Origin of the sequence: Streptomyces sp. NPDC020422 (assembly GCF_044386705.1) — a bacterium.
In the GTDB taxonomy this organism is placed as follows: domain Bacteria; phylum Actinomycetota; class Actinomycetes; order Streptomycetales; family Streptomycetaceae; genus Streptomyces.
This window is the reverse complement of the sequence record NZ_JBIRVJ010000010.1, coordinates 1-23,418: the sequence shown is the minus strand read 5'-3', so window position 1 is coordinate 23,418 and position 23,418 is coordinate 1. Positions and strand designations below refer to the sequence as shown.

Below are 23,418 nucleotides of genomic sequence, written 5' to 3'. Positions count from 1 at the left end.
CCGCCCGCGTTGCGGGTGGCGGCCTTCGTCGTGTGCGGGTGGCGCTTACGCGCCGAGGAGCTTGCGCACCCGGTCCGCGCCGACGGCGAGGAGGAGGGTGGGCAGGCGGGGGCCCGTCTCGCGGCTGACGAGCAGCTTGTAGAGGAGGGCGAAGAAGGAGCGCTGGGCCAGCTTCAGCTCGGGGGTGGGCTTGGCTTCGGGGGTGAGGCCGGCCATGACCTTGGGGACGCCGTAGACCAGGGTGGTGAGGCCGTCGAGGGACCAGTGGCTGTCGAGGCCCTCCAGGAGCAGGCGGAGGGATTCGCGGCCTTCGTCGTCGAGGCTCCCGAGGAGCTCGGTGTCGGGCTCCTCGCGGACGATGGTGCGCTGGTCGGCCGGGACCTGGGTGGTGATCCAGTTCTCCGCGCGGTCGAGCCGGGGGCGGACCTCGTCGAGGGAGGTGACGGGGTTGTCCGGGTCGAGTTCGGTGAGGATGCGGAGGGTCTGCTCGTCGTGGCCGGCGGTGATGTCCATGACCGAGGCGAGCGTGCGGTAGGGGAGCGGGCGCGGGGTGCGCGGGAGCTCTCCGGCGGCGGTGCGGGCGGCGCGCGAGTGCGCGGCGGCGTCGGCGGGCAGGGCGGTGCCGTCGGCGACCTTGGCCTCGAGCTTGTCCCACTCGTCGTAGAGCCGCTGGATCTCCTGGTCGAAGGCGATCTTGAAGGACTGGTTGGGGCGGCGGCGGGCGTAGAGCCAGCGCAGGATCTGCGGCTCCATGATCTCCAGGGCGTCGGCGGCCGTGGGGACGCCTCCGCGGGAGGAGGACATCTTGGCCATGCCGCTGATGCCGACGAAGGCGTACATGGGGCCGATGGGCTGGACGCCGTCGAAGATGCCGACGATCTGGCCGCCTACCTGGAAGGAGGAGCCGGGCGAGGAGTGGTCCACGCCGGAGGGCTCGAAGATGACGCCCTCGTAGGCCCAGCGCATGGGCCAGTCGACCTTCCAGACCAGCTTGCCGCGGTTGAACTCGCTGAGCTTGACCGTCTCGGCGAAGCCGCAGGAGGAGCAGGTGTAGGCGAGCTCGGTGGTCTCGTCGTCGTAGGAGGTGACCGTGGTGAGGTCCTTCTCGCACTGCCCGCAGTAGGGCTTGTACGGGAAGTAGCCGGCGCCGCCGCCGGAGCCGTCGTCCTCGGCGGCCGCGCCGGAGCCTTCCTCGGCTTCGAGCTCGGCGGCGTCGACGGGCTTCTGCGACTGCTTCTTCGGGGCCCTCTTCGTCCGGTACTGGTCGAGGATGGCGTCGATGTCGCCGCGGTGCTTCATGGCGTGCAGGATCTGCTCGCGGTAGGCGCCCGAGGTGTACTGCTCCGTCTGGCTGATGGGGTCGTAGGTGACGCCGAGCTCGGCGAGGGCCTCGACCATGGCGGCCTTGAAGTGCTCGGCCCAGTTGGCGTGGGGGGAGCCGGCCGGGGCGGGGACGGAGGTCAGGGGCTTGCCGATGTGCTCGGCCCAGGACTCGTCGATGCCCTCGATGCCGTTCGGCACCTTGCGGTAGCGGTCGTAGTCGTCCCAGGAGATGAGGTGGCGGACCTCGTGGCCCCGGCGGCGGATCTCGTCGGCGACCAGGTGCGGGGTCATGACCTCGCGCAGGTTGCCCAGGTGGATGGGGCCGGACGGGGACAGGCCGGAGGCGACGACGACCGGTTTGCCAGGCGCACGTCGCTCCGACTCGGTGATGACCTCGTCCGCGAAACGGGAGACCCAGTCGGTCTCGGTGCTGCTCTGAGCCACGGTCGGTTCGTCCTTCTTCCTTGTTCCCTCGAAAGCCTTGCAGCCTTGCTTCAGCCATTGTCCCAGACGGAACGGCGCGCTCCGAGGTTGTCCACAGGTGGAGAAAACACGTTGCCGACCCATGGGACACTTGACAAGCGATATAGCCCACCCGCTTCGACTACAGGAACGGAAGCTCATGGCCTCGGTCCCTTCCCTCGCTTCGACCGTGCAGCAGCGCCTCGCGGACGGCCTCTCGGCGGCTCTGCCGGATGCCGGGTCCGCCGACCCGCTGCTGCGACGAAGCGACCGGGCCGACTTCCAGGCCAACGGCATCCTGGCGCTGGCCAAGCGCCTCAAGGGCAACCCGCGTGAGCTGGCGACGCAGGTCGTCGAGGCGATCCCGGCGAACGACGTGCTGAAGGAGATCGAGGTCTCCGGCCCCGGCTTCCTGAACATCACGGTCACCGACGAGGCGATCGTTCGGACGCTGGCCGCGCGGGCCGCGGACGCGCGTCTGGGCGTGCCGTTCAACGAGTCGGCGGGCACGACGGTCATCGACTACGCCCAGCCGAACGTGGCGAAGGAGATGCACGTCGGGCACCTGCGGTCGGCGGTGATCGGCGCGGCGATGGTCGAGATCCTCGAGTTCACGGGCGAGACGGTGGTCCGGCGCCACCACATCGGCGACTGGGGCACCCAGTTCGGCATGCTCATCCAGTACCTGATCGAGCACCCGCACGAGCTGGACCACTCCTCGGAGGCCGAGGTCTCCGGCGAGGAGGCCATGTCGAACCTGAACCGGCTGTACAAGGCCTCGCGCGCGCTGTTCGACTCGGACGAGGAGTTCAAGACGCGGGCCCGGGCGCGCGTGGTGGACCTCCAGGCGGGCGACGAGGAGACGCTGGCCCTGTGGCAGCGGTTCGTCGACGAGTCGAAGATCTACTTCTACTCGGTCTTCGACAAGCTGGACATGGACATCCGGGACGGCGACGTGGTCGGCGAGTCCGGCTACAACGACATGCTGGTGGAGACCTGCCGCATCCTGGAGGAGTCGGGCGTGGCGGTCCGCTCGGAGGGTGCGCTGTGCGTGTTCTTCGACGACGTGAAGGGCCCGGACGGCAAGCCGACGCCGCTGATCGTGCAGAAGTCCGACGGCGGCTTCGGCTACGCGGCGACGGACCTGTCGGCGATCCGCGACCGGGTGCAGAACCTGAAGGCGACCTCCCTGCTGTACGTGGTGGACGCGCGCCAGTCGCTGCACTTCAAGATGGTCTTCGAGACGGCCCGCCGGGCGGGCTGGCTGAACGAGGACGTCAAGGCGGTCCAGCTGGCCTTCGGCACGGTCCTCGGCAAGGACGGCAAGCCGTTCAAGACCCGTGAGGGCGAGACGGTGCGGCTGGTGGATCTGCTGGACGAGGCGATCGACCGCGCGTCGGCCGTGGTCCGCGAGAAGGCCCAGGACCTGTCGGAGGCGGAGATCGCCGAGCGGGGTGCCCAGGTGGGCATCGGCGCGGTGAAGTACGCGGACCTGTCGACGTCGGCGGCGCGGGACTACAAGTTCGACCTGGACCAGATGGTGTCGCTCAACGGCGACACGTCGGTGTACCTGCAGTACGCGTACGCGCGCATCCAGTCGATCCTGCGGAAGGCGGGGGACGCGAAGCCGGCCGCCCACCCGGAGCTGGCGCTGGCGCCGTCGGAGCGTGCGCTGGGTCTGCACCTGGACTCGTTCGGCGAGCTGGTCCAGGAGGCGGCCGCGGAGTACGCCCCGCACAAGCTGGCGGCCTACCTCTACCAGCTGGCCTCGCTGTACACGACGTTCTACTCGGAGTGCCCGGTCCTGAAGGCGGACACCCCGGACCAGGTCGAGAACCGCCTCTTCCTGTGCGACCTGACCGCCCGCACGCTGCACCAGGGCATGGCACTGCTGGGCATCCGGACGCCCGAGCGCCTCTGACGCGCCCGTCCCGCCGAGGGGGCCCGGGTCACTGCTGTGCGACCCAGGTCCCCTTGTCGGGCCAGTAGCCGTAGGTCGTGCGTCCCTCGATCGCGGTGGTGCGGAACAGCTGCCCGCCGTCGTCCACGCGGATCGTCCCGTGCTGCTCGCCGCTGCTCCAGGCGAGTTCCAGGTACCAGGAGGCGACGTTCCGCTCGGTGTGCACGTCCAGGTTGAGGACCTGGGGGTCGCCGGTGGAGACCTTGTACGGGAAGTCCTTCGCGGGCACCACGCGGTCGGCGTCCTGCCCGGCGACGGGCTTGGGGTAGGGGCGGGGGGCGTCGAGGTCGACGTCGAAGGTCTGCGGGGTGATGCCGCTGCCGCAGCCGTCGCCCATGGAGTACACCGATCCGCCCAGCGGTTTCCCGCGCTCGGCGACGCGCACATGGAGTCCGGTGAGGACGACGGGCGCCTGGGTGCGTCCGGTGACGGTGAGCTGGAGCTGCATGTGCCCGCCGTCGATGCCGCCGAGCGCACGGGCCCAGCCTCGGGTGTCCGGGGGCGGGGGCGGCGGCGGAACGTGCCCGGGCTTCTGGTCGAGCACGTAGTACTGGCCGCAGGGTTCGGCCCAGTTGTACGAGCTGATGCCGACGCTCAGCGGCGCGGGCGGCCCGGTGTCGGCGGCGCCCCCGGCGGAGCCCGCGTCGCCTCCGGCGGGGCTGTCGTCGGCGCGCCCCACGACGTACGCGACGGGGACGACGAGCCCGAGGACGGCGAGGCCGGCGACCAGGGCGAGGAGCCGCGTACGGGACCGGGGCGCACGGCCGGCGGCGGGCCCGACGGTCACCACCTCGGCGACCGCCCCGGCGACCGCCTGCGGCTCGGCGGCCGCCTCCGGCTCGGCCGTCTCGGGATCGGGCGGGGTCTGCTTCTCGATCTCCGGCTCGGGGTCGCCCTTCCCCCGTCGCCTCGCCTCGTCCGCGAGGATCCAGGCCCGGTGCAGGTCGACGAGCTCTTCGCGGGTGGCCCCGCACAGGCGCCCGAGGCGTTCGACGGGGGCGAACTCGGTCGGGACCGCGTCGCCGTTGCAGTACCGGTGGAGGGTCGAGGTGCTGACGTGGAGCCGTTTCGCCAGCACGCCGTAGCTCAGCCCGGACCGTTCCTTCAGCCCCCGCATGAGCTCCGCGAAGCCGTCCACCGCCTCCATCGGCATCTCCCCGTGTCCCGGGAACGCATTCCAGGGGGTGGTCGTTTCCCCAGGTCACAGTGGGTGTGAGCGTTCCAGCGTCCCCCATTGTCCCGTGCCGATTGCGGGTGGATCACCGCACCCCGCAGGGTTTGAGCCATGCCGAACAGCAGCGTCACCGACGCACTGGCCGTAGCGGTGCTGATCGCCTGCGCGGCGGTCGTGCTCGCTCTTCTGACCGGTCACTGACCCTTCCATCGACCTCACGGGGAACCCACACATGCGCACTCTCGCCCGCCGTCTGACCCTGCCCGCGACCGCTCTCGCCGCGGCGCTCGCCCTCACCGCCTGCCAGTCCGACGGGGCGAAGGCGACCGCGGACCCGGCGCCGGTCACATCGGCGAAGAACGCGTCGGCGCAGTCGACCGCCCCGACGACGCCCACGACGGCCCCGTCCGCCCCGTCCGCCCCGTCCGCCCCGAAGCAGCCGGCGACGCAGCCCGCGCAGCCCACCGCCCCGCGGCCGACCGCCTCGAAGCGCGCCTCGAAGCCCGCCTCACCCGCGCCTTCCAGGGCCGGCACGGCCAGCTGCACGGCGGCCGACACGAAGATCGTGGCGAGCAAGGTGAGCCGCCCGATCAACCACCTGGTGCTGACCGTGACCAATGTGGGAAGCCGCCCCTGCAACGCCCTGAACGCGCCCACCGTGGGCTTCGACGACCCGCAGGCGCCGATCAGGGTCGTGGAGGACAGCAAGCCGCAGGCGGTCGTCACGCTGGCGCCGGGCGAGTCGGGCTACGCGTCGCTGATCCTGACGGGCGAGCCGGGCCCCGACACCCACGGGCGCACCATCCGCACGATCAAGGTCCATCTGACCCCGAGCAGCGGGACGACGGTGGCGGCGCCGAGCGGCACGTTCGCCGACGACGGCGCCGCCGTCTCGTACTGGCAGCGCACCCTGGAGGAGGCCCTCACGTACTGAGAGCCCTCAACGGTTGATCGGGTGGGAGGTCCGTCCCGAGACCTCGTCTATCTCGACATGCGCCTTCTGGAGCAGCTGAGAGGCGAGGTCCATCAGCGCCCGGGCGCCGGCGATCTCCTCTCCCACCCGCAACTGCTCCGGGTCGGAGGGGTGCCGATTGGCGTTGCCGTGGGCGCGGAACTCGGTGCCGTCGCCGAGCCGCACCATCGCCGCCGCCTTCGTCCGGTCGCCCTCCTCCTTGAACTCCATCTCGACGTGCCATCCGACAAGCGTGTTCATGTGCGTCATGAGGACCACCTCCGGCGGGGTACCTGTCGGCTACCTATCCAGAGTGCGCCGCACCCAGCTTCTGCGCGACCTCCGTCGCCCAGTACGTGAGGATCATCTGCGCGCCGGCGCGGCGGATGCCGGTGAGGGTCTCGAAGATGGCCTTGTCCCGGTCGATCCAGCCCTTCTCCGCGGCGGCCTCGACCATCGCGTACTCGCCGCTGATCTGGTACGCGGCGACGGGCACGTCCACGGACTCGGCGACCTTGGCGAGGACGTCCAGGTAGGGGCCCGCGGGCTTGACCATGACCATGTCCGCGCCCTCCTCCAGGTCGAGGGCCAGCTCGCGCATCGACTCGCGGAGGTTGGCGGGGTCCTGCTGGTACGTCTTGCGGTCGCCGCTGAGCGAGGAGGCGACGGCCTCGCGGAAGGGGCCGTAGAAGGCGGAGGAGTACTTCGCGGTGTACGCGAGGATCGACACGTCCTCCTTGCCGATGGTGTCCAGGGCGTCGCGGATCACGCCGACCTGGCCGTCCATCATCCCGGAGGGGCCGACGACGTGGACGCCGGCGTCGGCCTGGACCTGGGCCATCTCGGCGTAGCGCTCCAGGGTGGCGTCGTTGTCGACGCGCCCGTCGGCGTCCAGGACGCCGCAGTGGCCGTGGTCGGTGTACTCGTCGAGGCAGAGGTCGGACATGATCACGAGGTCGTCGCCGACCTCGGCGCGCACGTCGCGGATGGCGAGCTGCAGGATGCCGTCCGGGTCGGTGCCGGCGGTGCCGGCGGCGTCCTTCTTCGCGTCCTCGGGGACGCCGAACAGCATGATCCCGGAGACCCCGGCGGCGACGGCCTCCACGGCGGCCTTGCGCAGCGTGTCCCTGGAGTGCTGGACGACGCCGGGCATCGCGGCGATCGGCACGGGCTCGGTGGCGCCCTCCCGCACGAACGCGGGAAGGATCAGATCGGCCGGATGCAGTCGCGTCTCGGCGACCATCCGTCGCATGGCAGGAGTCGTCCGCAGTCGGCGGGGCCGCGCCCCGGGAAAGGATCCATACGCACTCATCCCCCGAGGCTACGCCCGTACGACCGGTGCCTTTACCGACCGGTTGTGGGCAACGCGCGCGGGGCGCGGGCCCCGAAGGACCCGCGCCCCGCGCGTCGTGTCACCGCACGCCGTTCGGCGTCACGTCGTCCGGCGTCGCCGCGCCCCGGGGCGCCGCTCGCTGGGGCGGGTGACCGGGTCGCCGGCCTCCAGCGCCGCCTCGCGGCGCCGCAGGCCGAAGTCCGCGAGCGCCTCGGCGAGCTTGTGGACCGACGGCTCCGGCGAGAGGACGTCGACCCGGAGGCCGTGCTCCTCCGCCGTCTTGGCGGTCGCCGGGCCGATACAGGCGATGACCGTCACGTTGTGCGGCTTGCCGGCGATGCCGACGAGGTTGCGCACGGTGGACGAGGAGGTGAAGAGGACCGCGTCGAAGCCGCCGCCCTTGATCGCCTCGCGGGTGTCCGCCGGCGGCGGCGAGGCCCGGACGGTCCGGTAGGCGGTGACGTCGTCGACCTCCCAGCCCAGCTCGATCAGGCCGGCGACCAGGGTCTCGGTCGCGATGTCGGCGCGCGGCAGGAAGACGCGGTCGATCGGGTCGAAGACCGGGTCGTACGGCGGCCAGTCCTCCAGGAGGCCGGCGGCCGACTGCTCGCCCGACGGCACCAGGTCCGGCTTCACGCCGAAGTCGACGAGCGCGGCCGCGGTCTGCTCGCCCACCGCCGCGACCTTGATCCCGGCGAAGGCGCGGGCGTCGAGCCCGTACTCCTCGAACTTCTCGCGGACGGCCTTGACCGCGTTCACGGAGGTGAAGGCGATCCACTCGTAGCGGCCGGTCACCAGGCCCTTGACCGCACGCTCCATCTGCTGCGGGGTGCGCGGCGGCTCGACGGCGATGGTCGGCACCTCGTGCGGCACGGCGCCGTAGGAACGCAGCTGGTCGGAGAGCGACGCGGCCTGCTCCTTGGTCCGCGGCACGAGCACCCGCCAGCCGAAGAGCGGCTTGGACTCGAACCACGACAGCTGGTCGCGCTGCGCGGGGGCGCTGCGCTCGCCGACCACGGCTATCGCCGGCCGGTGGCCCTCGGGCGAGGGGAGCACCTTGCCCTGCTTGAAGACCTGGGCGATGGTGCCGAGCGTGGCCGTCCAGGTGCGCTGGCGCGTGGTCGTGCCGGCGATGGTCACGGTGAGCGGGGTGTCCGGCTTACGGCCAGCCGCCACCAGCTCACCGGCCGCCGCGGCGACCGAGTCCAGGGAGGTCGAGACGACGACGGTGCCGTCGGAGGCGCCGACCTCGGCCCAGCAGCGGTCGTCGGCGGTGCGGGCGTCGACGAAGCGCACGTCGGTGCCCTGGGCGTCGCGCAGCGGCACACCGGCGTACGCGGGCACGCCGACGGCGGTGGCGACACCGGGCACGACCTCGAAGGCGATGCCCTCGGCGGCGCAGGCGAGCATCTCCTGACCTGCGTTTCCGTCGAGGCCGGGGTCGCCGGTCACCGCACGGACGACCCGCTTGCCGCCCCGTGCGGCCTCCATGACAAGATTGGTCGCATCCCTCAACACGGGGACGCCGACGGTTGTTGACGCGTCGTCAACGACCGTCAGCTCAGGCGTGCTCACGCCCGCGCGCGCATGGCCGCGAACGACTTCGAGCACCTCCGGCTCGGCGATCAGAACGTCCGCGCCGGCCAGGGCTTCGACGGCCCGGAGTGTCAGCAGTCCGGGGTCGCCGGGTCCGGCGCCGAGGAAGGTGACGTGACCGTGGCCGAAGGCGGCGGCGGACGCGGGGCTGGTGGTCGGGCTGGTGGGGCTCAAAGTGCTCGCTCCCCCATAAGACCGGCCGCACCCTTGGCGAGCATCTCGTCCGCGAGTTCGCGTCCGAGGGCCACCGCCTCGTCGTAGGAGGTGGGTACGGGACCGGTGGTGGACAGCTGCACCAGCGTGGAGCCGTCGGTGGTGCCGACGACGCCGCGCAGGCGCATTTCGGTGACAACCTGCCCGTGACCGGGGTCGTCGGCCAGCAGGTCGGCCAGCGCACCCACGGGTGCGGAGCAGCCGGCCTCCAGGGCGGCGAGCAGGGATCGCTCGGCGGTCACGGCGGCCCGGGTGTGCGGGTCGTCGAGCTCGGCGAGCGTGGCGACGAGGCCGGCGTCGGACGCCGCGCACTCGATGGCCAGGGCCCCCTGGCCGGGGGCGGGCAGGACCGTGTCGACCGACAGGTGGTCGAGCGACAGGGAGCCGGTGAGCTCCTCGGTTCCGCCGATGCGGTTGAGTCCGGCCGCGGCGAGTACCACCGCGTCCAGTTCTCCGCTGCGTACATAGCCGACGCGGGTGTCGATGTTGCCCCGGATCGGTACGGTCTCGATGGTCAGGCCGTGGCTGCGCGCGTAGGCGTTGAGCTGGGCCATGCGGCGCGGGGAGCCGGTGCCGATCCGGGCGCCCGCGGGCAGCCGGTCGAGCGTGGTGCCGGGGCCGGCGACGAGGACGTCGCGCGGGTCCTCGCGCGGGGGGATCGCCGCCAGCGCCAGCTCGGGGTGCGGGGTGGTCGGCAGGTCCTTGAGGGAGTGCACGGCGAAGTCGACCTCGCCGGCGAGCAGCGCGTCGCGCAGCGCGGCGACGAACACACCGGTGCCGCCGATCTGCGCGAGGTGCTCGCGGGAGGTGTCCCCGTACGTCGTGATCTCCACGAGCTCGACGGGCCGGCCGGTCAGCTGCCGGACGGCGTCGGCCACATGTCCGGACTGGGCCATGGCGAGCTTGCTGCGCCTGGTCCCGAGCCTCAGTGCCCTCTCGGTCATACTCGCCCTCGGTTCTTGACGTCACCGTCGTTCAGGTCGGCCCGGCTGACAGAGGCAACCGTCTCCGGGTCGAGGTCGAAGAGTGTCCGCAGTGCGTCCGCGTACCCGGCGCCGCCGGGCTCGCTGGCGAGCTGCTTGACGCGCACGGTCGGCGCGTGCAGGAGCTTGTCGACCACACGGCGCACGGTCTGGGTGATCTCGGCGCGCTGCTTGTCGTCGAGGTCGGGCAGCCGGCCTTCGAGGCGGGCGACCTCGCCGGCGACCACGTCGGCTGCCATGGCGCGCAGGGCGACCACGGTCGGCGTGATGTGCGCGGCGCGCTGGGCGGCGCCGAAGGCGGCGACCTCGTCGGAGACGATGGTGCGCACCTGGTCGACGTCGGCGGCCATGGGCGCGTCGGCGGAGGCCTCGGCCAGCGACTCGATGTCGACGAGGCGGGCGCCCGGCATGCGGTGGGCGGCGGCGTCGATGTCGCGGGGCATGGCGAGGTCGAGGAGGTACAGGGGCTCGGTGCGGTCGCGCAGCGCGTGCTCGACGTCCTCGCCGGTCAGGACGAGTCCGGTGGCCCCGGTGCAGGAGACGACGATGTCGGCACGTGTCAGTTCGTCGCCGACGGCAACCATCTCGACCGCGCGTGCGGCCACGCCCGTACCTCCGGGCTCGGTGAGGATCTCCACGAGCCGGTCGGCGCGGGCGGCCGTGCGGTTGGCGATGACGATCTCGCCGACGCCGGCGCGGGCGAGGGTGGCGGCGGCCAGCGAGGACATGGAGCCGGCGCCGATGACCAGGGCGCGCTTGCCCTTGGCCCAGGCGTCGACGTCGGTGCCCTCGGCGAGCTGCTGGAGCCCGAAGGTGACGAGCGACTGCCCGGCCCGGTCGATGCCGGTCTCGCTGTGGGCCCGCTTGCCGACCCGCAGGGCCTGCTGGAACAGGTCGTTCAGGAGCCGGCCCGCGGTGTGCAGGTCCTGGCCGACGGCGAGGGCGTCCTTGATCTGGCCGAGGATCTGGCCCTCGCCGACGACCATGGAGTCCAGGCCGCAGGCCACCGAGAAGAGGTGGTGGACGGCCCGGTCCTCGTAGTGCACATAGAGATAAGGGGTGAGCTCTTCGAGGCCGACGCCGCTGTGCTGGGCGAGCAGCGTGGACAGCTCGGCGACACCGGCGTGGAACTTGTCCACGTCGGCGTAGAGCTCGATGCGGTTGCAGGTGGCCAGGACGGCGCCCTCGGCGGCCGGTTCGGCGGCGAGGGTGTCGTGGAGCAGCTTGGCCCGGGCGTCGGCGGAGAGGGAGGCCCGCTCCAGGACGCTGACGGGGGCGCTGCGGTGGCTGAGACCGACGACGAGGAGGCTCATGCCGGCATCACGGCGGGCATGTCCCCGTCAGGTCCCTTGCGCTCGCCCGCGTCCGCGCCACGGCCGGCCTGCGGCACGACGGCACCGTGGGCGCCCTCGGCGTCCTCGGGGCTTTCGGCGCCCGGCTCCTCGCCGGCCTTGCGCTGCTCGTGGAAGGCGAGGATCTGCAGCTCGATGGAGAGGTCGACCTTGCGGACGTCCACGCCGTCGGGCACGGAGAGCACGGTCGGGGCGAAGTTCAGGATGGAGGTGACTCCGGCGGCCACCAGCCGGTCGCAGACCTGCTGGGCGACGCCGGCCGGGGTCGCGATGACGCCGATGGAGACGCCGTCCTCGGTGACGATCTTCTCGAGGTCGTCGCTGTGCTGGACGGGGATCCCGGCGACCGGCTTGCCGGTCATGGCGGGGTCGGCGTCGATCAGGGCGGCGACCCGGAAGCCACGGGAGGCGAAGCCGCCGTAGCCGGCGAGCGCGGCGCCGAGGTTACCGATGCCGACGATCACGACCGGCCAGTCCTGGGTCAGGCCGAGTTCGCGGGAGATCTGGTAGACGAGGTACTCGACGTCGTAGCCGACGCCGCGCGTCCCGTACGAGCCGAGGTAGCTGAAGTCCTTGCGCAGCTTCGCGGAGTTGACCCCCGCGGCGGCCGCGAGCTCCTCGGAGGAGACCGTGGGTACGGACCGCTCCGACAGCGCCGTGAGGGCACGCAGATACAGCGGAAGGCGGGCGACGGTGGCCTCGGGAATTCCTCGGCTACGGGTCGCCGGTCGGTGAGTTCGGCCAGTTGCCACGGTGCTCCTGCGGGATGAGCGGGGCTGCAGGCGGCCGTGTGTCCCAGGACCGCCCCGTCGAATGCAGGCTATGTCTTTGTGAACGCGTGCACAAAGATGGTGTCCGTTTTGTCTGGCCAAAGTGACCGGGGTCACGCGGCCGGTTCGCGACGGTACGGAACCGCGGACGGCCTCAGAGCGTTGAGAACCCGAAGGGGGCAAAACCGCACACTCTCCTCACGACGCCGCCCCCGAAACCCAACAAAACGTCCACGATGGTAACCGTCTTTCGGTCACGCACCCAGTTCGCGCCGGAGCCGCCCGGCGTCCACCCGCCAGAACGTGTGCTGTTCACCGTCGACGAGGACCACGGGAATCTGCTCCCAGTACGCCCGGTGGAGCTCCTCGTCCTGGGTGATGTCCTTCTCCTCCCAGAGTGCCCCGGTCTCGGCGCAGACGGCCTCGATCACCACCCGGGCGTCGTCGCACAGATGGCACCCCGGCTTGCCGATCAGCGTCACCGTGCGCGGGCCGGCCTTCTTCTTCGTACGTCCGAACATGCCGTCCATTCTGCGCGGGCCGCACGACCGGGGTCACACGCGCGGTGCCCACTGTTCACACCACGGCATCCTCACGAGTCGGGAAGGACCGAACAGACTGGCTATGCTCAACGACATGGCCGCTCTGGGATGGCTCACCCCCCGTAGGCGCTCCGCGACCGCGCGCAGCGTCCTGGCAGGCGAGGCCGCCGCCGAGGCGGCCCGCAAGACCTCGCAAGAGCTCGAACTGGAGCGGGAAGAGCACCAGCGGGCACGGACCGCCGCGGAAACCGCACCCCCGGAGCCGGAGTTCCCGGTCGCCGGCGACACCGAGGCCGCCGCCTTCTTCGACCTCGACAACACCGTGATGCAGGGCGCCGCGATCTTCCACTTCGGCCGCGGCCTGTACAAGCGGAAGTTCTTCCAGCGCCGCGAACTCGCCCGCTTCGCCTGGGCCCAGGTCTGGTTCCGGCTCGCCGGGGTCGAGGACCCCGAGCACATGCAGGAGGCCCGCGACAGCGCCCTGTCCATCGTCAAGGGCCACCGCGTCTCCGAGCTGATGTCCATCGGCGAGGAGATCTACGACGAGTACATGGCCGACCGCATCTGGCCGGGCACCCGGGCGCTCGCCCAGGCGCACCTGGACGCGGGCCAGAAGGTCTGGCTGGTCACCGCCGCCCCCGTCGAGACCGCCACGATCATCGCCCGCCGCCTCGGCCTCACCGGCGCGCTCGGCACGGTCGCCGAGTCGGTCGACGGCGTCTACACCGGGCGCCTGGTCGGCGAGCTCCTGCACGGGCCCGCCAAGGCCGAGGCCGTGCGCGCGCTGGCCGCCGCCGAGGGCCTGGACCTCGCGCGCTGCGCCGCGTACAGCGACTCGCACAACGACATCCCGATGCTCTCGCTCGTCGGGCACCCCTACGCCGTGAACCCGGACGGCAAGCTGCGCAAGCACGCCCGGGAGCGCGACTGGCGGCTGCGGGACTACCGGACCGGCCGCAAGGCCGCCAAGGTCGGCATCCCGGCCGCCGCGGGCGTCGGCGCCCTCGCCGGTGGCACGGCCGCCGCGCTCGCGCTGCACCGCCGCCGCCGCTGAAGGCCGCCCGCCCCAGCGGGAGAAGGACCACGCCGAAGATCACTTCTCGGCGTGTCACGGTCTGCCGATACGTTTCGGCTGCGATCATCTGGGACAACCCAGGACCAATCCGCCTCACCCGTACGTGGTCGAACACGCCCGCGCCCATCGACACCCGGGCATTCCTCCGTCCCTACCCGACAGCGGCCCCGATCACTCCCCCGTCCCGCACTCGGGCACAACCCAACCCGCCCGTGATCACACTCGGAAGTAATCCGATCAGCAACCGGTCACGAAGTGCGACTTGTTCCGCCCGCAAGCGGTAACAGATGCGACGGAATCGATGATTTGAGCAACTGGGTGTAGCGCTGCCTGTACGAAGCGTTATTCTCCTCAGACGCACAAGGGACCCCACACGTCGCCACGACGAGTGAACGGTCCCGCACTGCACGTGATGGAAGCTCTGCCTCTGGGAGTCCCGTGTACCCACACGTCGGGGTTGACGCCTCGGGCCTGGCTACGCTGCGCGCAACGGTCCTCGACCACTTGCGCGGCTTCGTCCCCACCGCGTACGCCGGCCTCGCACCCGCCTTCGCCGGACCGGCACCCGTCGGTCCCTGCTACGCCCTGGCCGAGAGCGGTGCCGCTGTCGGCAGACGCGGCACCCGGGGCGGCACCGGAACCTCGACCGCCGCCCGCCGGCCCACCGCCGACAGCGACAGCGCACGCATGATGGACCTGGTCGAACGCGCCCAGGCCGGCGAGGCCGACGCCTTCGGCCGGCTCTACGACCAATACAGCGACACGGTCTACCGCTATATCTACTACCGCGTCGGCGGCAAGGCGACGGCGGAGGACCTCACCAGTGAGACGTTCCTGCGCGCCCTGCGCCGGATCTCCACCTTCACCTGGCAGGGCCGCGACTTCGGCGCCTGGCTGGTCACCATCGCGCGCAACCTCGTCGCCGACCACTTCAAGTCGAGCCGCTTCCGCCTCGAGGTGACCACCGGCGAGATGCTCGACGCCAACGAGGTCGAACGCAGCCCCGAGGACTCCGTCCTGGAGTCGCTCTCCAACGCCGCCCTGCTCGACGCCGTGCGCCGCCTCAACCCCCAACAGCAGGAGTGCGTGACCCTCCGCTTCCTCCAGGGCCTGTCGGTCGCCGAGACCGCCCGGGTCATGGGCAAGAACGAGGGCGCGATCAAGACCCTCCAGTACCGGGCCGTCCGCACCCTGGCCCGCCTCCTCCCGGACGACGCCCGCTGAGGGCCGCGCGCCCCCCACACGCGCCCCCGCACCGCCCCGCCCCCCCACGCCACCACCACCCGAGACCAACTCACAGTCGGTGACGCCTCGATGACGCACTGGTCCGATCATCTTTCGCGCGTAACCCAAGTGCCGCGCCGCTCGTTGTGCGAAATGCAGGCTCCCTGTGGTCACGCCATGTCCACGTCCACTCACTCTTTCGTGTGGATGCGCTCAAGGTGTGCAACCCTCCGAACCCCCCGGGGAGTCGACCGTCATGACGAGAGGAGGTGCCGCCAGTGATCGCGAACGTATCGGCGCACCGGCGGGCGAACGCCTTCGCCCAGGCCCTGGAGGATCGGACGTCCGAGGGCGCGGCGGCCGAGCAGCCCGAAGCGACGGCCGAATCGGCCGAGCAGGGACGGCTGTTGGCCCTGGCGAACGGTCTCGGCGAGCTGCCGAAGCCGGAGATGGACCCCGAGGTCAAGGTGGTGCAGCGGGCCCAGCTCGTGGCCGCCATGGAGGCGATGTTCGCGGAGGGAGGCGCTTCCGCGGGCCCTACCGTGCCGGAGCAGCGGACCGCCGGCAGCGGCAAGGGAGCCCACCGGGCCTCCCCGCTCCGGAAGTTGCGACCACGGTCCCGCTGGACCAAGGGCCTCGCCGCGGGCGGACTCACGGTCGGTGTGGCCGCGGGAGCGTTCAGCGGCGTGGCCGCCGCCAGCTCCGACGCCCTCCCCGGTGACCCGCTCTACGGACTCAAGCGGGGCATGGAGGACATCAAGCTCGGGATCGCGGACGACGACGCCGACCGCGGCGGGATCTACCTCGACCAGGCGTCCACCCGGCTGAGCGAGGCCCGCAGGCTCATGGAGCGCGGCCGCGCCGGCGACCTCGACCACGAGTCGCTCGGCGAGATCCGCCGGGTGCTGAGCGGCATGGAGCACGACGCCGCCGAAGGCCACCGGCTGCTCCGCCAGGCCTACGAGCGGGACGGCGAGATCGGCCCCATGGCCCGGCTCAACGCCTTCGCCCAGTCCCACCGGGCCACCTGGGAGGGACTGCGCGAGCGGCTCCCCGTCCAGCTCGCCGACGTGGGCAACCAGGTGAACGACGTCTTCAAGGCCATAGACGAAGAGGTCGAGCCGCTCCAGTCCGTCCTCCCGCGCACCCCCGAGCGCGGCACGATCGGTTCCGGCGGCCCGAGCACGCCGCGAAACACCCCGTCGGCCGGCCCGCACCACCCGGGCACCCCGGCCGCCACCCCCTCCGCGAAGGGCGAGGCCACCCAGCCGCACCCCTCGGGCTCCAGCACCGGCACCGGTGCGCCCAAGGAGGAGGGTCTCCTCGGCGGCAACACGGGCGGCCTGCTCAACCCGCCGACGAGCGGCCAGAGCAGCACCCCGACCGACGAGGCCACACCCACCACGCCGGACGTGACGATCCCGCCCATCCTCCCCGGCCTGCTGCCGGGCCTGGGCATCGACAGCGAGGACGTGAGGTAGCCCCGGGGTACGGGAGAGGGGGCGCCGCCTGACACAGGCGGCGCCCCCTCTCCCGTACCCCCGCCTCGCACGAACCCGTACGTCAGAAGAACACCGACCGCCGCTGCACCAGCAGCTTGTAGAGCGTGTGCTGGATCTGCTCGCGCACCTGGTCGGTCAGGTTGAACATCAGCATCGGATCCTCCGCCGCCTCCGGCGGAAAGCCGTCCGTCGGGATCGGCTCGCCGAACTGGATGGTCCACTTCGTCGGCAGCGGCAGCGCGCCCATCGGCCCCAGCCACGGGAAGGTCGGGGTCAGCGGGAAGTACGGCAGCCCCAGCACCCGCGCCAGCGTCTTGGCGTTGCCGAGCATCGGGTAGATCTCCTCCGCGCCCACGATCGAGCACGGCACGATCGGCACCCCCGCGCGCAGCGCCGTCGACACGAAGCCGCCCCGCCCGAAGCGCTGCAGCTTGTACCGCTCGGCGAAGGGCTTCCCGATGCCCTTGAAGCCCTCCGGCATCACGCCGACGACCTCCCCGGCCCGCAGCAGCCGCTCCGCGTCCTCCGCGCAGGCCAGCGTGTGACCGGCCTTGCGGGCCAGCTCGTTCACCACCGGCAGCATGAAGACCAGGTCCGCCGCGAGCAGCCGCAGATGCCGCCCGGCCGGGTGGTGGTCGTGCACGGCCACCTGCATCATCAGACCGTCCAGCGGCACCGTCCCGGAGTGGTTGGCCACCACCAGGGCTCCGCCGTCCTTCGGGATGTTCTCGACGCCCTTCACCTCCACCCGGAAGTACTTCTCGTACACCGGGCGCAGCAGCGACATCAGGACCTGGTCGGTGAGCTCCTTGTCGTAGCCGAACTCGTCGACCTCGTAGTCACCGGTCACCCGCCGCCGCAGAAACGCCAGACCGCCCGCGAGGCGCCGCTCCCAACCGTCCCGCGGCTGCCGGCCCTCGACGGGCTCCCCGGGCCCTTCGGACGCCTCCTCCGCCACCGGGGGCTGCTGCGCCGGCAGCGCCCGCACGGCGGCCTCCCCGCCGCCGCGGGCGGGGGGCCGGCGCCGGGCCCGCGACCGGTCGTCGTCGAACGGAATGACCTTGGCGTCCGCCATCGCGATCTGGGCTCCTGTTCAGCGGGCTGGGAAGGTGGGGGCGGGGGCGAGCCGGCCGGCGAGCCGGTCCACGGCCCCCGCGAGCAGCTCCGGCGGCAGCAGGCCCGGCCCGCGGCTCGCCGCGAAGTCCGCGAAGGCCTCCGCCGTCGTGTAGCGGGGCGTGAAGCCGAGGGTCTCGCGCATCTGCACCGTGGACACCACCCGGCCGTGGGTGAGCAGCCGGATCTGCTCCGGCGAGAAGTCGGTGATCCCGACCGTGCGCAGCGCCTGCCCCACCCAGGTCACCGCGGGCAGCAGCACCGGCACCGTCGGCCGGCCGAGTCGCCGCGCGCACTGGGAGAGCAGCAGCACCCCGTCGCCCGCCACGTTGAACGTGCCGCTGTTGAGGGTGGCCCGGCGCGGCTCCCGGGACGCGAGCTCCAGGACGTCCATGACGTCGTCCTCGTGGACGAACTGCAGCCGCGGGTCGTAGCCGAGGACGGTCGGCAGCACCGGCAGGTCCAGGTACTCGGCGAGCGGGGAGTCCACCCGCGGCCCGAGGATGTTCGCGAAGCGCAGCACGCACACCGCCACGTCCGGGCGGCGCCGGGCGAAGCCCCGCACGTATCCCTCGACCTCGACCGCGTCCTTGGCGAAGCCCCCGCTCGGCAGCGACTTCGCGGGCGTCGTCTCGGTGAAGACCGCCGGGTCGCGGGGCGCGGCCCCGTACACGCTGGTGCTGGACTTGACCACGAGCCGCTTCACCCGCGGCGACTTCTGGCAGGCGCCGAGGAGCTGCATGGTGCCGATGACGTTGGTCTCCTTGACCGACGTACGGCCGCCGCCGCCCATGGCCGTTCCGGTGACGTCCATGTGGACGACCGTGTCCACCTCGTGCTGGGCCAGGACCTTGGCGATCGCGGGCTGCCGGATGTCGGCGCGTACGAACTCGGCGCCGGCGAGCGGATGCGGGGACTCCGCCGCGTCCACGGCGATCACCCGCCCGACCTCCGGGTCCCGCTGGAGGCGCCGTACGAGACGGGCGCCGAGGTGCCGGGCCGCACCGGTGACGAGCACGACCTTGCCCAAGACAAGCGCCTTCCGTCGGTCTTCCATCGGTGTTCCGCTGACCGCCACCGTAGCGCCTCCACATTTCGGCGCAATAAAAGGCGTGGCCCCCCACCGGAAACCGGTGGGGGGCCACGCCGACGCAGAACGCCGTCGTTACAGCGGTCGCTTACTTCTTGTTGCGACGCTGAACACGGGTGCGCTTGAGCAGCTTGCGGTGCTTCTTCTTCGCCATCCGCTTACGCCGCTTCTTGATAACAGAGCCCACGACTACCCTCGCTCACTACTCGGAACATCCCCGCGCCAGCGGGGATCGGTGCGGGGCGTCTGGGCCCACACGACCTACGAGGGGCTAGCCTACCGCCCCGAGCGACCCGCTCGTAATCCGAGGGCGGAACCGGGCTCCCGGCCACGCGCTCGCTACGCGGTCGCCACCCCCACGAAGGACTCCCTGAGGTATTCGTGAACCGCTTGTTCCGGCACCCGGAAGGACCTCCCCACCCGGATCGCCGGCAGATGACCGCTGTGCACCAAGCGGTACACGGTCATCTTCGAGACGCGCATCACCGAGGCGACCTCCGCCACGGTCAGAAACTTCACCTCGTTGAGAGGCCTGTCGCCAGCAGCCATGACCCACCTGTACCTTCCGCACACGACGCCCACCGGCTTCCCCTCCGGTGACTCTTCGTCGCTGAGCGCTCACGCCCAGACTAGGGGCGGGTGGTACGAGTGGGGAAGAGGAGCTGCCATCGGCCGTTTACCGTGACAGACACGCTCGATTGAGTACATAGCGAGTGAGTGGACGGTAGTAGTCCGAGCGCACCCCGTCATCAAGCGGAACGGCCACGGACACCTGCCCTTCCGCCTCGCCGACGAACAGCGCGGGATCGTCCGTATCGGCGAGACCGATGGCTTCGATACCCAGCTGACCTGCCCCGCAGACCCAGCCGTGGTCCCCGACCACCAGCTCCGGCAGCGGCCGGCCCTCCCCGGCTGCGCTTTCCAGGACGGCCCTAACCGGCAGCGGCGAGTGCGTGTGCGCCCCGGTCTCACGCCCTGCGGCGGACAGGTCGGCTTCGCGCACCAGCGCGACACCCCGTACGTAGTCCACGAGGTACGTACGTAGGCCGAACCGGGTCGTTATGTCGACACATCGCCCCTGCGCCGGGGTGAGAACAAGACATCCCGCCGCCGACAAAGCGTCTGCAAGCGCGGCGTAGAAACCCAGCAGACGATGCGGATGCCCCGTACCGAACAGCACCGGAGCCCGCCTCGCCGCCGCCTCACCGAGACGCGCGGCGAACGCGTCGAGCCCCCGCAGCGTCCGCTCCGGATCGATCACGTCGGGCCCCGAGCGGTGCGCCGGATCGCCCGACACCCCGCACTTGTCCGCCATCAGCCGCAGCAGCTCGGCCTCGTCCCACCCCCACAGCGGATCGATCCCCAAGGTCACCCGGGGGTCGCGCGCCGCGAAGAGCCGATAGCTGCGCAGGCTCGTCTCCCGCGGGGTCGACACCGTCCCCGCCAACCCCGCCGCCAACAGATGCGCCCGCAGCGCCCCGGTACTCAACACCCTCCCGATGCTGCCGGAACGACACTGCGCCGGAGCCGAAACCCCCCGCACACCGCCCCGTTGGCGTAACCCCCACGCACCAGTGCGCGACGGGTTCAGGCCAGGCTCAGACCAGCAGCCCGCGCAGCGGGAACACCGCCTTGCGGGTCGCCAGGATCGCCTGGTCGAGGCGGTCCGCCGGGTCATAGCCGGCCGCCCAGTCCTGCCAGCCCACCGGCCACCGCCCGTCCGTCATCCGCACCGGACCGGGCTGCCGCGTCCGCGCGTACGCCTCGTCCCGCCACGAGGACGGGATCACCGACTCAGGATCGACCGGAGCGTGCGCCGCGATCCCCACCAGATGCGTCCACGACCGCGGTACGACGTCCACGACCGCGTACCCGCCGCCGCCCAGCGCCACCCACCTGCCGCCCTCGACATGGGCGTGCGCCAGCTCGTGACAGGCCTCCTGCACCGCCCGCTGCGCGTCCAGCGACACCGCCAGGTGCGCCAGCGGATCCTCGAAGTGCGTGTCCGCCCCGTGCTGCGTCACCAGCACCTGCGGCCGGAAATCGGCGATCAGCTCCGGCACCACCGCGTGGAAGGCACGCAGCCAGCCCGCGTCCCCGGTCCCGGCCGGCAGCGCCAGGTTCACCGCACCGCCCTCACCGGCCCCGGCACCGCCCGTCTCCTCCGGCCAGCCGGTCTGCGGGAACAGCGTCCGCGGATGCTCGTGCAGGGAGATCGTCAGGACCCGCGGATCGTCCCAGAACGCCGCCTGCACCCCGTCCCCGTGGTGCACGTCCACATCCACGTACGCGACCCGCTCCGCGCCCAGTTCGAGCAGCCGGGCGATGGCCAGCGAGGCGTCGTTGTAGATGCAGAACCCCGACGCCGCCCCCGGCATCGCATGGTGCAGCCCGCCCGCGAAGTTGACCGCGTGCGCCGCGTCCCCGCGCCACACCGCCTCGGCGGCCCCCACCGACTGCCCGGCGATCAGCGCCGACACCTCGTGCATCCCCGCGAACGCCGGATCGTCCACCGTCCCGAGCCCGTACGCCTGGTCGGCCGCGCGCGGATCGACCGAGGCCGCCCGCACGGCCGCCACATAGTCCTCGCGGTGCACGAGCCGCAGCGTCGACTCCCCCGCCGGCTTCGCCGCCACCACGTCCACGGCCCGGTCGAGGCCGTACGCCCGCACCAACCCCATGGTCAGCGCCAGACGCACCGGATCCATCGGGTGCTCCGACCCGAAGTCGTAGCCCGTGACAGCTTCATCCCACATCAACAGTGCGCGGCCGCTCATGCGAGCCACCGTATCGGGCCTTCTCCGAGCCGAACGACGTGGCGTACACCACCGTCACCAGGACCAGCACCATCGGCACCAGCATCGCCCCGCGATAGCTCCACGCGTCGCCCAGCGCCCCCACCAGCGGCGAGCCGACCAGGAAGCCCACGTAGTTGAAGACGTTCAGCCGCGCCACGGCCGCATCGCTCGCCGCCGGGAACAGGCGCCCCGCGGCCGCGAAGGTCTGCGGGACGATCACGCTCAGCCCGAGCCCGAGGACCGTGAACCCGGCCATCCCCACCCACGCCCCCGGCGCCACCGCCACCACCGCGAACCCGAGCGCCGCGAGCACCGCCCCGCACCGCACCACGAGCACCGCGCCGAACCGCCGCACCCCGAAGTCCCCGACGGACCGCCCGAGCAGCGTCGTCACCATGTACGCGTTGTACGGCACGGTCGCCAGCTCCTCCGAGGAGCCGAGGACGTCCTGCAGGTACTTCGCCGACCAGTTCGAGACCGTCGAGTCCCCGATGTACGCGAAGGTCATCACCAGACACAGCGGCAGCAGCATCCGGAACACCACACCACCACCGCCCGCGGCCCCGCCGGCCCCGGCGACCTCGCCCGGCTCTCCCGGCTCCCCGGCCACGTACCAGCGGCTCCCGACGAGCACCACCGGCAGCAGCACCGCCACCACCGGCAGGTACGACACGAACAGCGACAGATGCCAGTGCGCCCCCGCCCAGGCCAGCGACGCCCCCGCGATCCCGCCGAGGCTGTACGCGGCGTGGAAGCCGAGCATGATGCTCCGCCCGTACGCCCGCTGGAGGCTCACCCCCAGCATGTTCATGGAGGCGTCGAGCGCGCCGACCGCGAGCCCGAACACCCCGAGCGCCACCGCCGCCTGCCACAGCTGCGACCCGGCCCCCACGGCCAGGAGCGCCAGCAGCACCACGGGCTGGGCCCAGCGCAGCACCCGCGCGGGGCCGACCCGGGCCACCACCTTCTCGGTGAGCACGCTCGCCACGCCGGCGAGCACGGGCACGGCCGCCAGGAACAGGGGCAGCAACCCGTCGGAGATCCCGTACCGGTCCTGGATCGCCGGTATTCGGGTCACGAGCAGGGCAAAGGTGACACCCTGCACGAAAAAGCCGACCGCGAGAGCTCCCCGCCCACGCCGCACACGCGCATCCGTCATGGCGGCACAGCGTAGGGCCGGAACCTACCGCGCGGTAGATGGATCACATGCCCAATGTGGCCGGCAGCTCGTCCATCGCCCCGAAGTACCCCGTGGCCCCCACCAGCCGCTCCCGCGGGGTCATCGCGGTGAACCCGTACACGTCCATCCCGGCCGCCACCGCCGCCCGCACCCCGAGGGCGCTGTCCTCGACCACCGCGCACCGCTCCGGGGCGACGCCCATGCGCTCGGCGGCATGGAGGAAGAGGTCGGGTGCCGGCTTCCCGCGGCCGACGTCCTGGGCGCTGAAGACGATCTCGTCGCGGAACAACGCGTCGAGCCCCGTCTTCCGGTGCCCGACCCGGATCCGCTCATGGCTCCCGGACGACGCCACGCAGTACGGCACTCCCGCGTCCGCCAACAGCTTCACGACGTCCTCGGCCCCGGCGACGGCCTCCAACTCCCGCTGGAACGCGGCGAACACGCGCCCGTGGAAGACCTCGTCGAAGTCTGCGGGCAGCCGCTCCCCCGAACGCTCTAGGACCAGTTCGTGGATCCGGTGCACGGCCGACCCCATGTAGTCGCGGACCGACTCCTCGTACGTGGTGGGGTGTCCCAGCTCCGTGAGGTAGCCGGCCAGGATCGTGTTGGAGAGGGGCTCACTGTCCACGAGCACGCCGTCGTTGTCGAAGATGACCAGGTCGTAGCGCATAGAAGTCACCCTAAACGCAGAAAAGCCCCGCACCAGAGGTGCGGGGCTTTCCCACAATGATTGTTCGGCGGCGTCCTACTCTCCCACAGGGTCCCCCCTGCAGTAC

The 23,418-nt window shown here is 71.7% G+C and carries 22 protein-coding genes; 5 read left to right on the top strand and 17 right to left on the bottom strand.

Going from position 1 to position 23,418, the window contains the following annotated elements; genetic code table 11:
• Positions 1–45 precede the first annotated feature (45 nt).
• On the bottom strand, positions 46–1,767 hold the full coding sequence (lysS, locus tag ACH414_RS26350) for a lysine--tRNA ligase (protein ID WP_398943585.1): 1,722 nt from the start codon (positions 1,765–1,767) through the stop codon (positions 46–48).
• A gap of 178 nt (positions 1,768–1,945) precedes the next feature.
• Here lysS and argS point away from each other — a divergent pair, with 178 nt between their 5' ends.
• Positions 1,946–3,706 (top strand): arginine--tRNA ligase, encoded by a 1,761-nt coding sequence (argS, locus tag ACH414_RS26345; protein ID WP_382541478.1) that lies wholly within the window; start codon positions 1,946–1,948, stop codon positions 3,704–3,706.
• 28 nt (positions 3,707–3,734) lie between these two features.
• Here argS and ACH414_RS26340 read toward each other — a convergent pair whose 3' ends face one another.
• Positions 3,735–4,892 (bottom strand): helix-turn-helix domain-containing protein, encoded by a 1,158-nt coding sequence (locus ACH414_RS26340; protein ID WP_398943583.1) that lies wholly within the window; start codon positions 4,890–4,892, stop codon positions 3,735–3,737.
• 259 nt (positions 4,893–5,151) lie between these two features.
• Between ACH414_RS26340 and ACH414_RS26335 the strand changes: the two genes are divergently transcribed.
• Positions 5,152–5,853, top strand: coding sequence for a DUF4232 domain-containing protein (locus tag ACH414_RS26335; RefSeq protein ID WP_398943582.1), 702 nt, complete (start codon positions 5,152–5,154; stop codon positions 5,851–5,853).
• 6 nt (positions 5,854–5,859) lie between these two features.
• On the opposite strand, the gene ACH414_RS26330 is transcribed toward ACH414_RS26335, so the two are convergent.
• The 7 genes from ACH414_RS26330 to ACH414_RS26300 all read right to left on the bottom strand — a co-directional run bounded on the left by ACH414_RS26330 (position 5,860) and on the right by ACH414_RS26300 (position 12,648).
• Positions 5,860–6,132, bottom strand: coding sequence for a DUF1876 domain-containing protein (locus ACH414_RS26330; protein ID WP_382542214.1), 273 nt, complete (start codon positions 6,130–6,132; stop codon positions 5,860–5,862).
• Positions 6,133–6,175: 43 nt separating this feature from the next.
• Complete coding sequence (gene hemB, locus ACH414_RS26325; protein ID WP_382541469.1) at positions 6,176–7,183, bottom strand: porphobilinogen synthase; 1,008 nt, start codon at positions 7,181–7,183, stop codon at positions 6,176–6,178.
• Between the two features lie 120 nt (positions 7,184–7,303).
• Positions 7,304–8,974: a uroporphyrinogen-III synthase gene (locus ACH414_RS26320; RefSeq protein ID WP_382541466.1), complete on the bottom strand. Its 1,671-nt coding sequence runs from the start codon at positions 8,972–8,974 to the stop codon at positions 7,304–7,306.
• Positions 8,971–9,957: a hydroxymethylbilane synthase gene (gene hemC, locus ACH414_RS26315; RefSeq protein ID WP_382541463.1), complete on the bottom strand. Its 987-nt coding sequence runs from the start codon at positions 9,955–9,957 to the stop codon at positions 8,971–8,973. Before hemC ends, ACH414_RS26320 begins: the two co-directional genes overlap by 4 nt.
• Entirely contained in the window at positions 9,954–11,309 is a 1,356-nt protein-coding gene (locus ACH414_RS26310) for a glutamyl-tRNA reductase (RefSeq protein WP_382541460.1), read from the bottom strand. Before ACH414_RS26310 ends, hemC begins: the two co-directional genes overlap by 4 nt.
• Positions 11,306–12,100, bottom strand: a complete 795-nt coding sequence (locus tag ACH414_RS26305; RefSeq protein WP_382541458.1) for a redox-sensing transcriptional repressor Rex — start codon at positions 12,098–12,100, stop codon at positions 11,306–11,308. Before ACH414_RS26305 ends, ACH414_RS26310 begins: the two co-directional genes overlap by 4 nt.
• A 272-nt stretch (positions 12,101–12,372) precedes the next feature.
• Positions 12,373–12,648 (bottom strand): glutaredoxin family protein, encoded by a 276-nt coding sequence (locus ACH414_RS26300; protein WP_382541455.1) that lies wholly within the window; start codon positions 12,646–12,648, stop codon positions 12,373–12,375.
• 106 nt (positions 12,649–12,754) lie between these two features.
• On the opposite strand from ACH414_RS26300, the gene ACH414_RS26295 reads away from it, so the two are divergent.
• The 3 genes from ACH414_RS26295 (at position 12,755) to ACH414_RS26285 (ending at position 16,440) form a co-directional block, all read left to right on the top strand.
• Entirely contained in the window at positions 12,755–13,714 is a 960-nt protein-coding gene (locus tag ACH414_RS26295; protein ID WP_391769804.1) for an HAD family hydrolase, read from the top strand.
• A gap of 459 nt (positions 13,715–14,173) precedes the next feature.
• Positions 14,174–14,959 carry an ECF subfamily RNA polymerase sigma factor, BldN family gene (locus ACH414_RS26290; RefSeq protein ID WP_382541449.1) on the top strand — a complete coding sequence of 262 codons (786 nt, stop codon included), beginning with the start codon at positions 14,174–14,176 and terminating at the stop codon, positions 14,957–14,959.
• A gap of 278 nt (positions 14,960–15,237) precedes the next feature.
• A complete protein-coding gene (locus ACH414_RS26285) occupies positions 15,238–16,440 on the top strand; it encodes a DUF5667 domain-containing protein (protein WP_382541447.1) in 1,203 nt (400 codons plus the stop codon).
• Between the two features lie 82 nt (positions 16,441–16,522).
• On the opposite strand, the gene ACH414_RS26280 is transcribed toward ACH414_RS26285, so the two are convergent.
• The 8 genes from ACH414_RS26280 to ACH414_RS26245 all read right to left on the bottom strand — a co-directional run bounded on the left by ACH414_RS26280 (position 16,523) and on the right by ACH414_RS26245 (position 23,312).
• Entirely contained in the window at positions 16,523–17,536 is a 1,014-nt protein-coding gene (locus ACH414_RS26280; RefSeq protein WP_382549373.1) for a lysophospholipid acyltransferase family protein, read from the bottom strand.
• Positions 17,537–17,554: 18 nt separating this feature from the next.
• The gene (locus ACH414_RS26275; protein ID WP_386570671.1) at positions 17,555–18,604 is read right to left on the bottom strand and encodes an NAD-dependent epimerase/dehydratase family protein; all 1,050 of its coding nucleotides are present in this window, start codon (positions 18,602–18,604) and stop codon (positions 17,555–17,557) included.
• A gap of 148 nt (positions 18,605–18,752) precedes the next feature.
• On the bottom strand, positions 18,753–18,851 hold the full coding sequence (locus ACH414_RS26270) for a 30S ribosomal protein bS22 (protein WP_003948845.1): 99 nt from the start codon (positions 18,849–18,851) through the stop codon (positions 18,753–18,755).
• 152 nt (positions 18,852–19,003) lie between these two features.
• Positions 19,004–19,213, bottom strand: a complete 210-nt coding sequence (locus ACH414_RS26265) for a helix-turn-helix domain-containing protein (protein ID WP_046910004.1) — start codon at positions 19,211–19,213, stop codon at positions 19,004–19,006.
• 127 nt (positions 19,214–19,340) lie between these two features.
• A complete protein-coding gene (locus tag ACH414_RS26260; protein WP_382549368.1) occupies positions 19,341–20,156 on the bottom strand; it encodes a phosphatase in 816 nt (271 codons plus the stop codon).
• Between the two features lie 106 nt (positions 20,157–20,262).
• Positions 20,263–21,441 carry an acetoin utilization protein AcuC gene (locus ACH414_RS26255; RefSeq protein WP_382549366.1) on the bottom strand — a complete coding sequence of 393 codons (1,179 nt, stop codon included), beginning with the start codon at positions 21,439–21,441 and terminating at the stop codon, positions 20,263–20,265.
• Positions 21,410–22,621 (bottom strand): MFS transporter, encoded by a 1,212-nt coding sequence (locus ACH414_RS26250; RefSeq protein ID WP_398943575.1) that lies wholly within the window; start codon positions 22,619–22,621, stop codon positions 21,410–21,412. The genes ACH414_RS26255 and ACH414_RS26250 overlap by 32 nt, the downstream gene beginning before the upstream one ends.
• A 43-nt stretch (positions 22,622–22,664) precedes the next feature.
• Entirely contained in the window at positions 22,665–23,312 is a 648-nt protein-coding gene (locus ACH414_RS26245) for an HAD family hydrolase (RefSeq protein ID WP_382549362.1), read from the bottom strand.
• Positions 23,313–23,418: the final 106 nt, after the last annotated feature.

Excerpts from the sequence above, each read along its gene's own strand:
- hemB (WP_382541469.1), bottom strand. The coding sequence starts at position 7,183 with ATGAGTGCGTATGGATCCTTTCCCGGGGCGCGGCCCCGCCGACTGCGG.
- ACH414_RS26280 (WP_382549373.1), bottom strand. The coding sequence starts at position 17,536 with ATGGCGGACGCCAAGGTCATTCCGTTCGACGACGACCGGTCGCGGGCC.
- ACH414_RS26310 (WP_382541460.1), bottom strand. The coding sequence starts at position 11,309 with ATGAGCCTCCTCGTCGTCGGTCTCAGCCACCGCAGCGCCCCCGTCAGC.
- ACH414_RS26265 (WP_046910004.1), bottom strand. The coding sequence starts at position 19,213 with ATGGCTGCTGGCGACAGGCCTCTCAACGAGGTGAAGTTTCTGACCGTG.
- ACH414_RS26335 (WP_398943582.1), top strand. The coding sequence starts at position 5,152 with ATGCGCACTCTCGCCCGCCGTCTGACCCTGCCCGCGACCGCTCTCGCC.
- ACH414_RS26300 (WP_382541455.1), bottom strand. The coding sequence starts at position 12,648 with ATGGACGGCATGTTCGGACGTACGAAGAAGAAGGCCGGCCCGCGCACG.
- ACH414_RS26330 (WP_382542214.1), bottom strand. The coding sequence starts at position 6,132 with ATGAACACGCTTGTCGGATGGCACGTCGAGATGGAGTTCAAGGAGGAG.
- hemC (WP_382541463.1), bottom strand. The coding sequence starts at position 9,957 with ATGACCGAGAGGGCACTGAGGCTCGGGACCAGGCGCAGCAAGCTCGCC.
- argS (WP_382541478.1), top strand. The coding sequence starts at position 1,946 with ATGGCCTCGGTCCCTTCCCTCGCTTCGACCGTGCAGCAGCGCCTCGCG.
- ACH414_RS26295 (WP_391769804.1), top strand. The coding sequence starts at position 12,755 with ATGGCCGCTCTGGGATGGCTCACCCCCCGTAGGCGCTCCGCGACCGCG.
- ACH414_RS26245 (WP_382549362.1), bottom strand. The coding sequence starts at position 23,312 with ATGCGCTACGACCTGGTCATCTTCGACAACGACGGCGTGCTCGTGGAC.
- ACH414_RS26340 (WP_398943583.1), bottom strand. The coding sequence starts at position 4,892 with ATGGAGGCGGTGGACGGCTTCGCGGAGCTCATGCGGGGGCTGAAGGAA.
- ACH414_RS26255 (WP_382549366.1), bottom strand. The coding sequence starts at position 21,441 with ATGAGCGGCCGCGCACTGTTGATGTGGGATGAAGCTGTCACGGGCTAC.
- ACH414_RS26250 (WP_398943575.1), bottom strand. The coding sequence starts at position 22,621 with ATGACGGATGCGCGTGTGCGGCGTGGGCGGGGAGCTCTCGCGGTCGGC.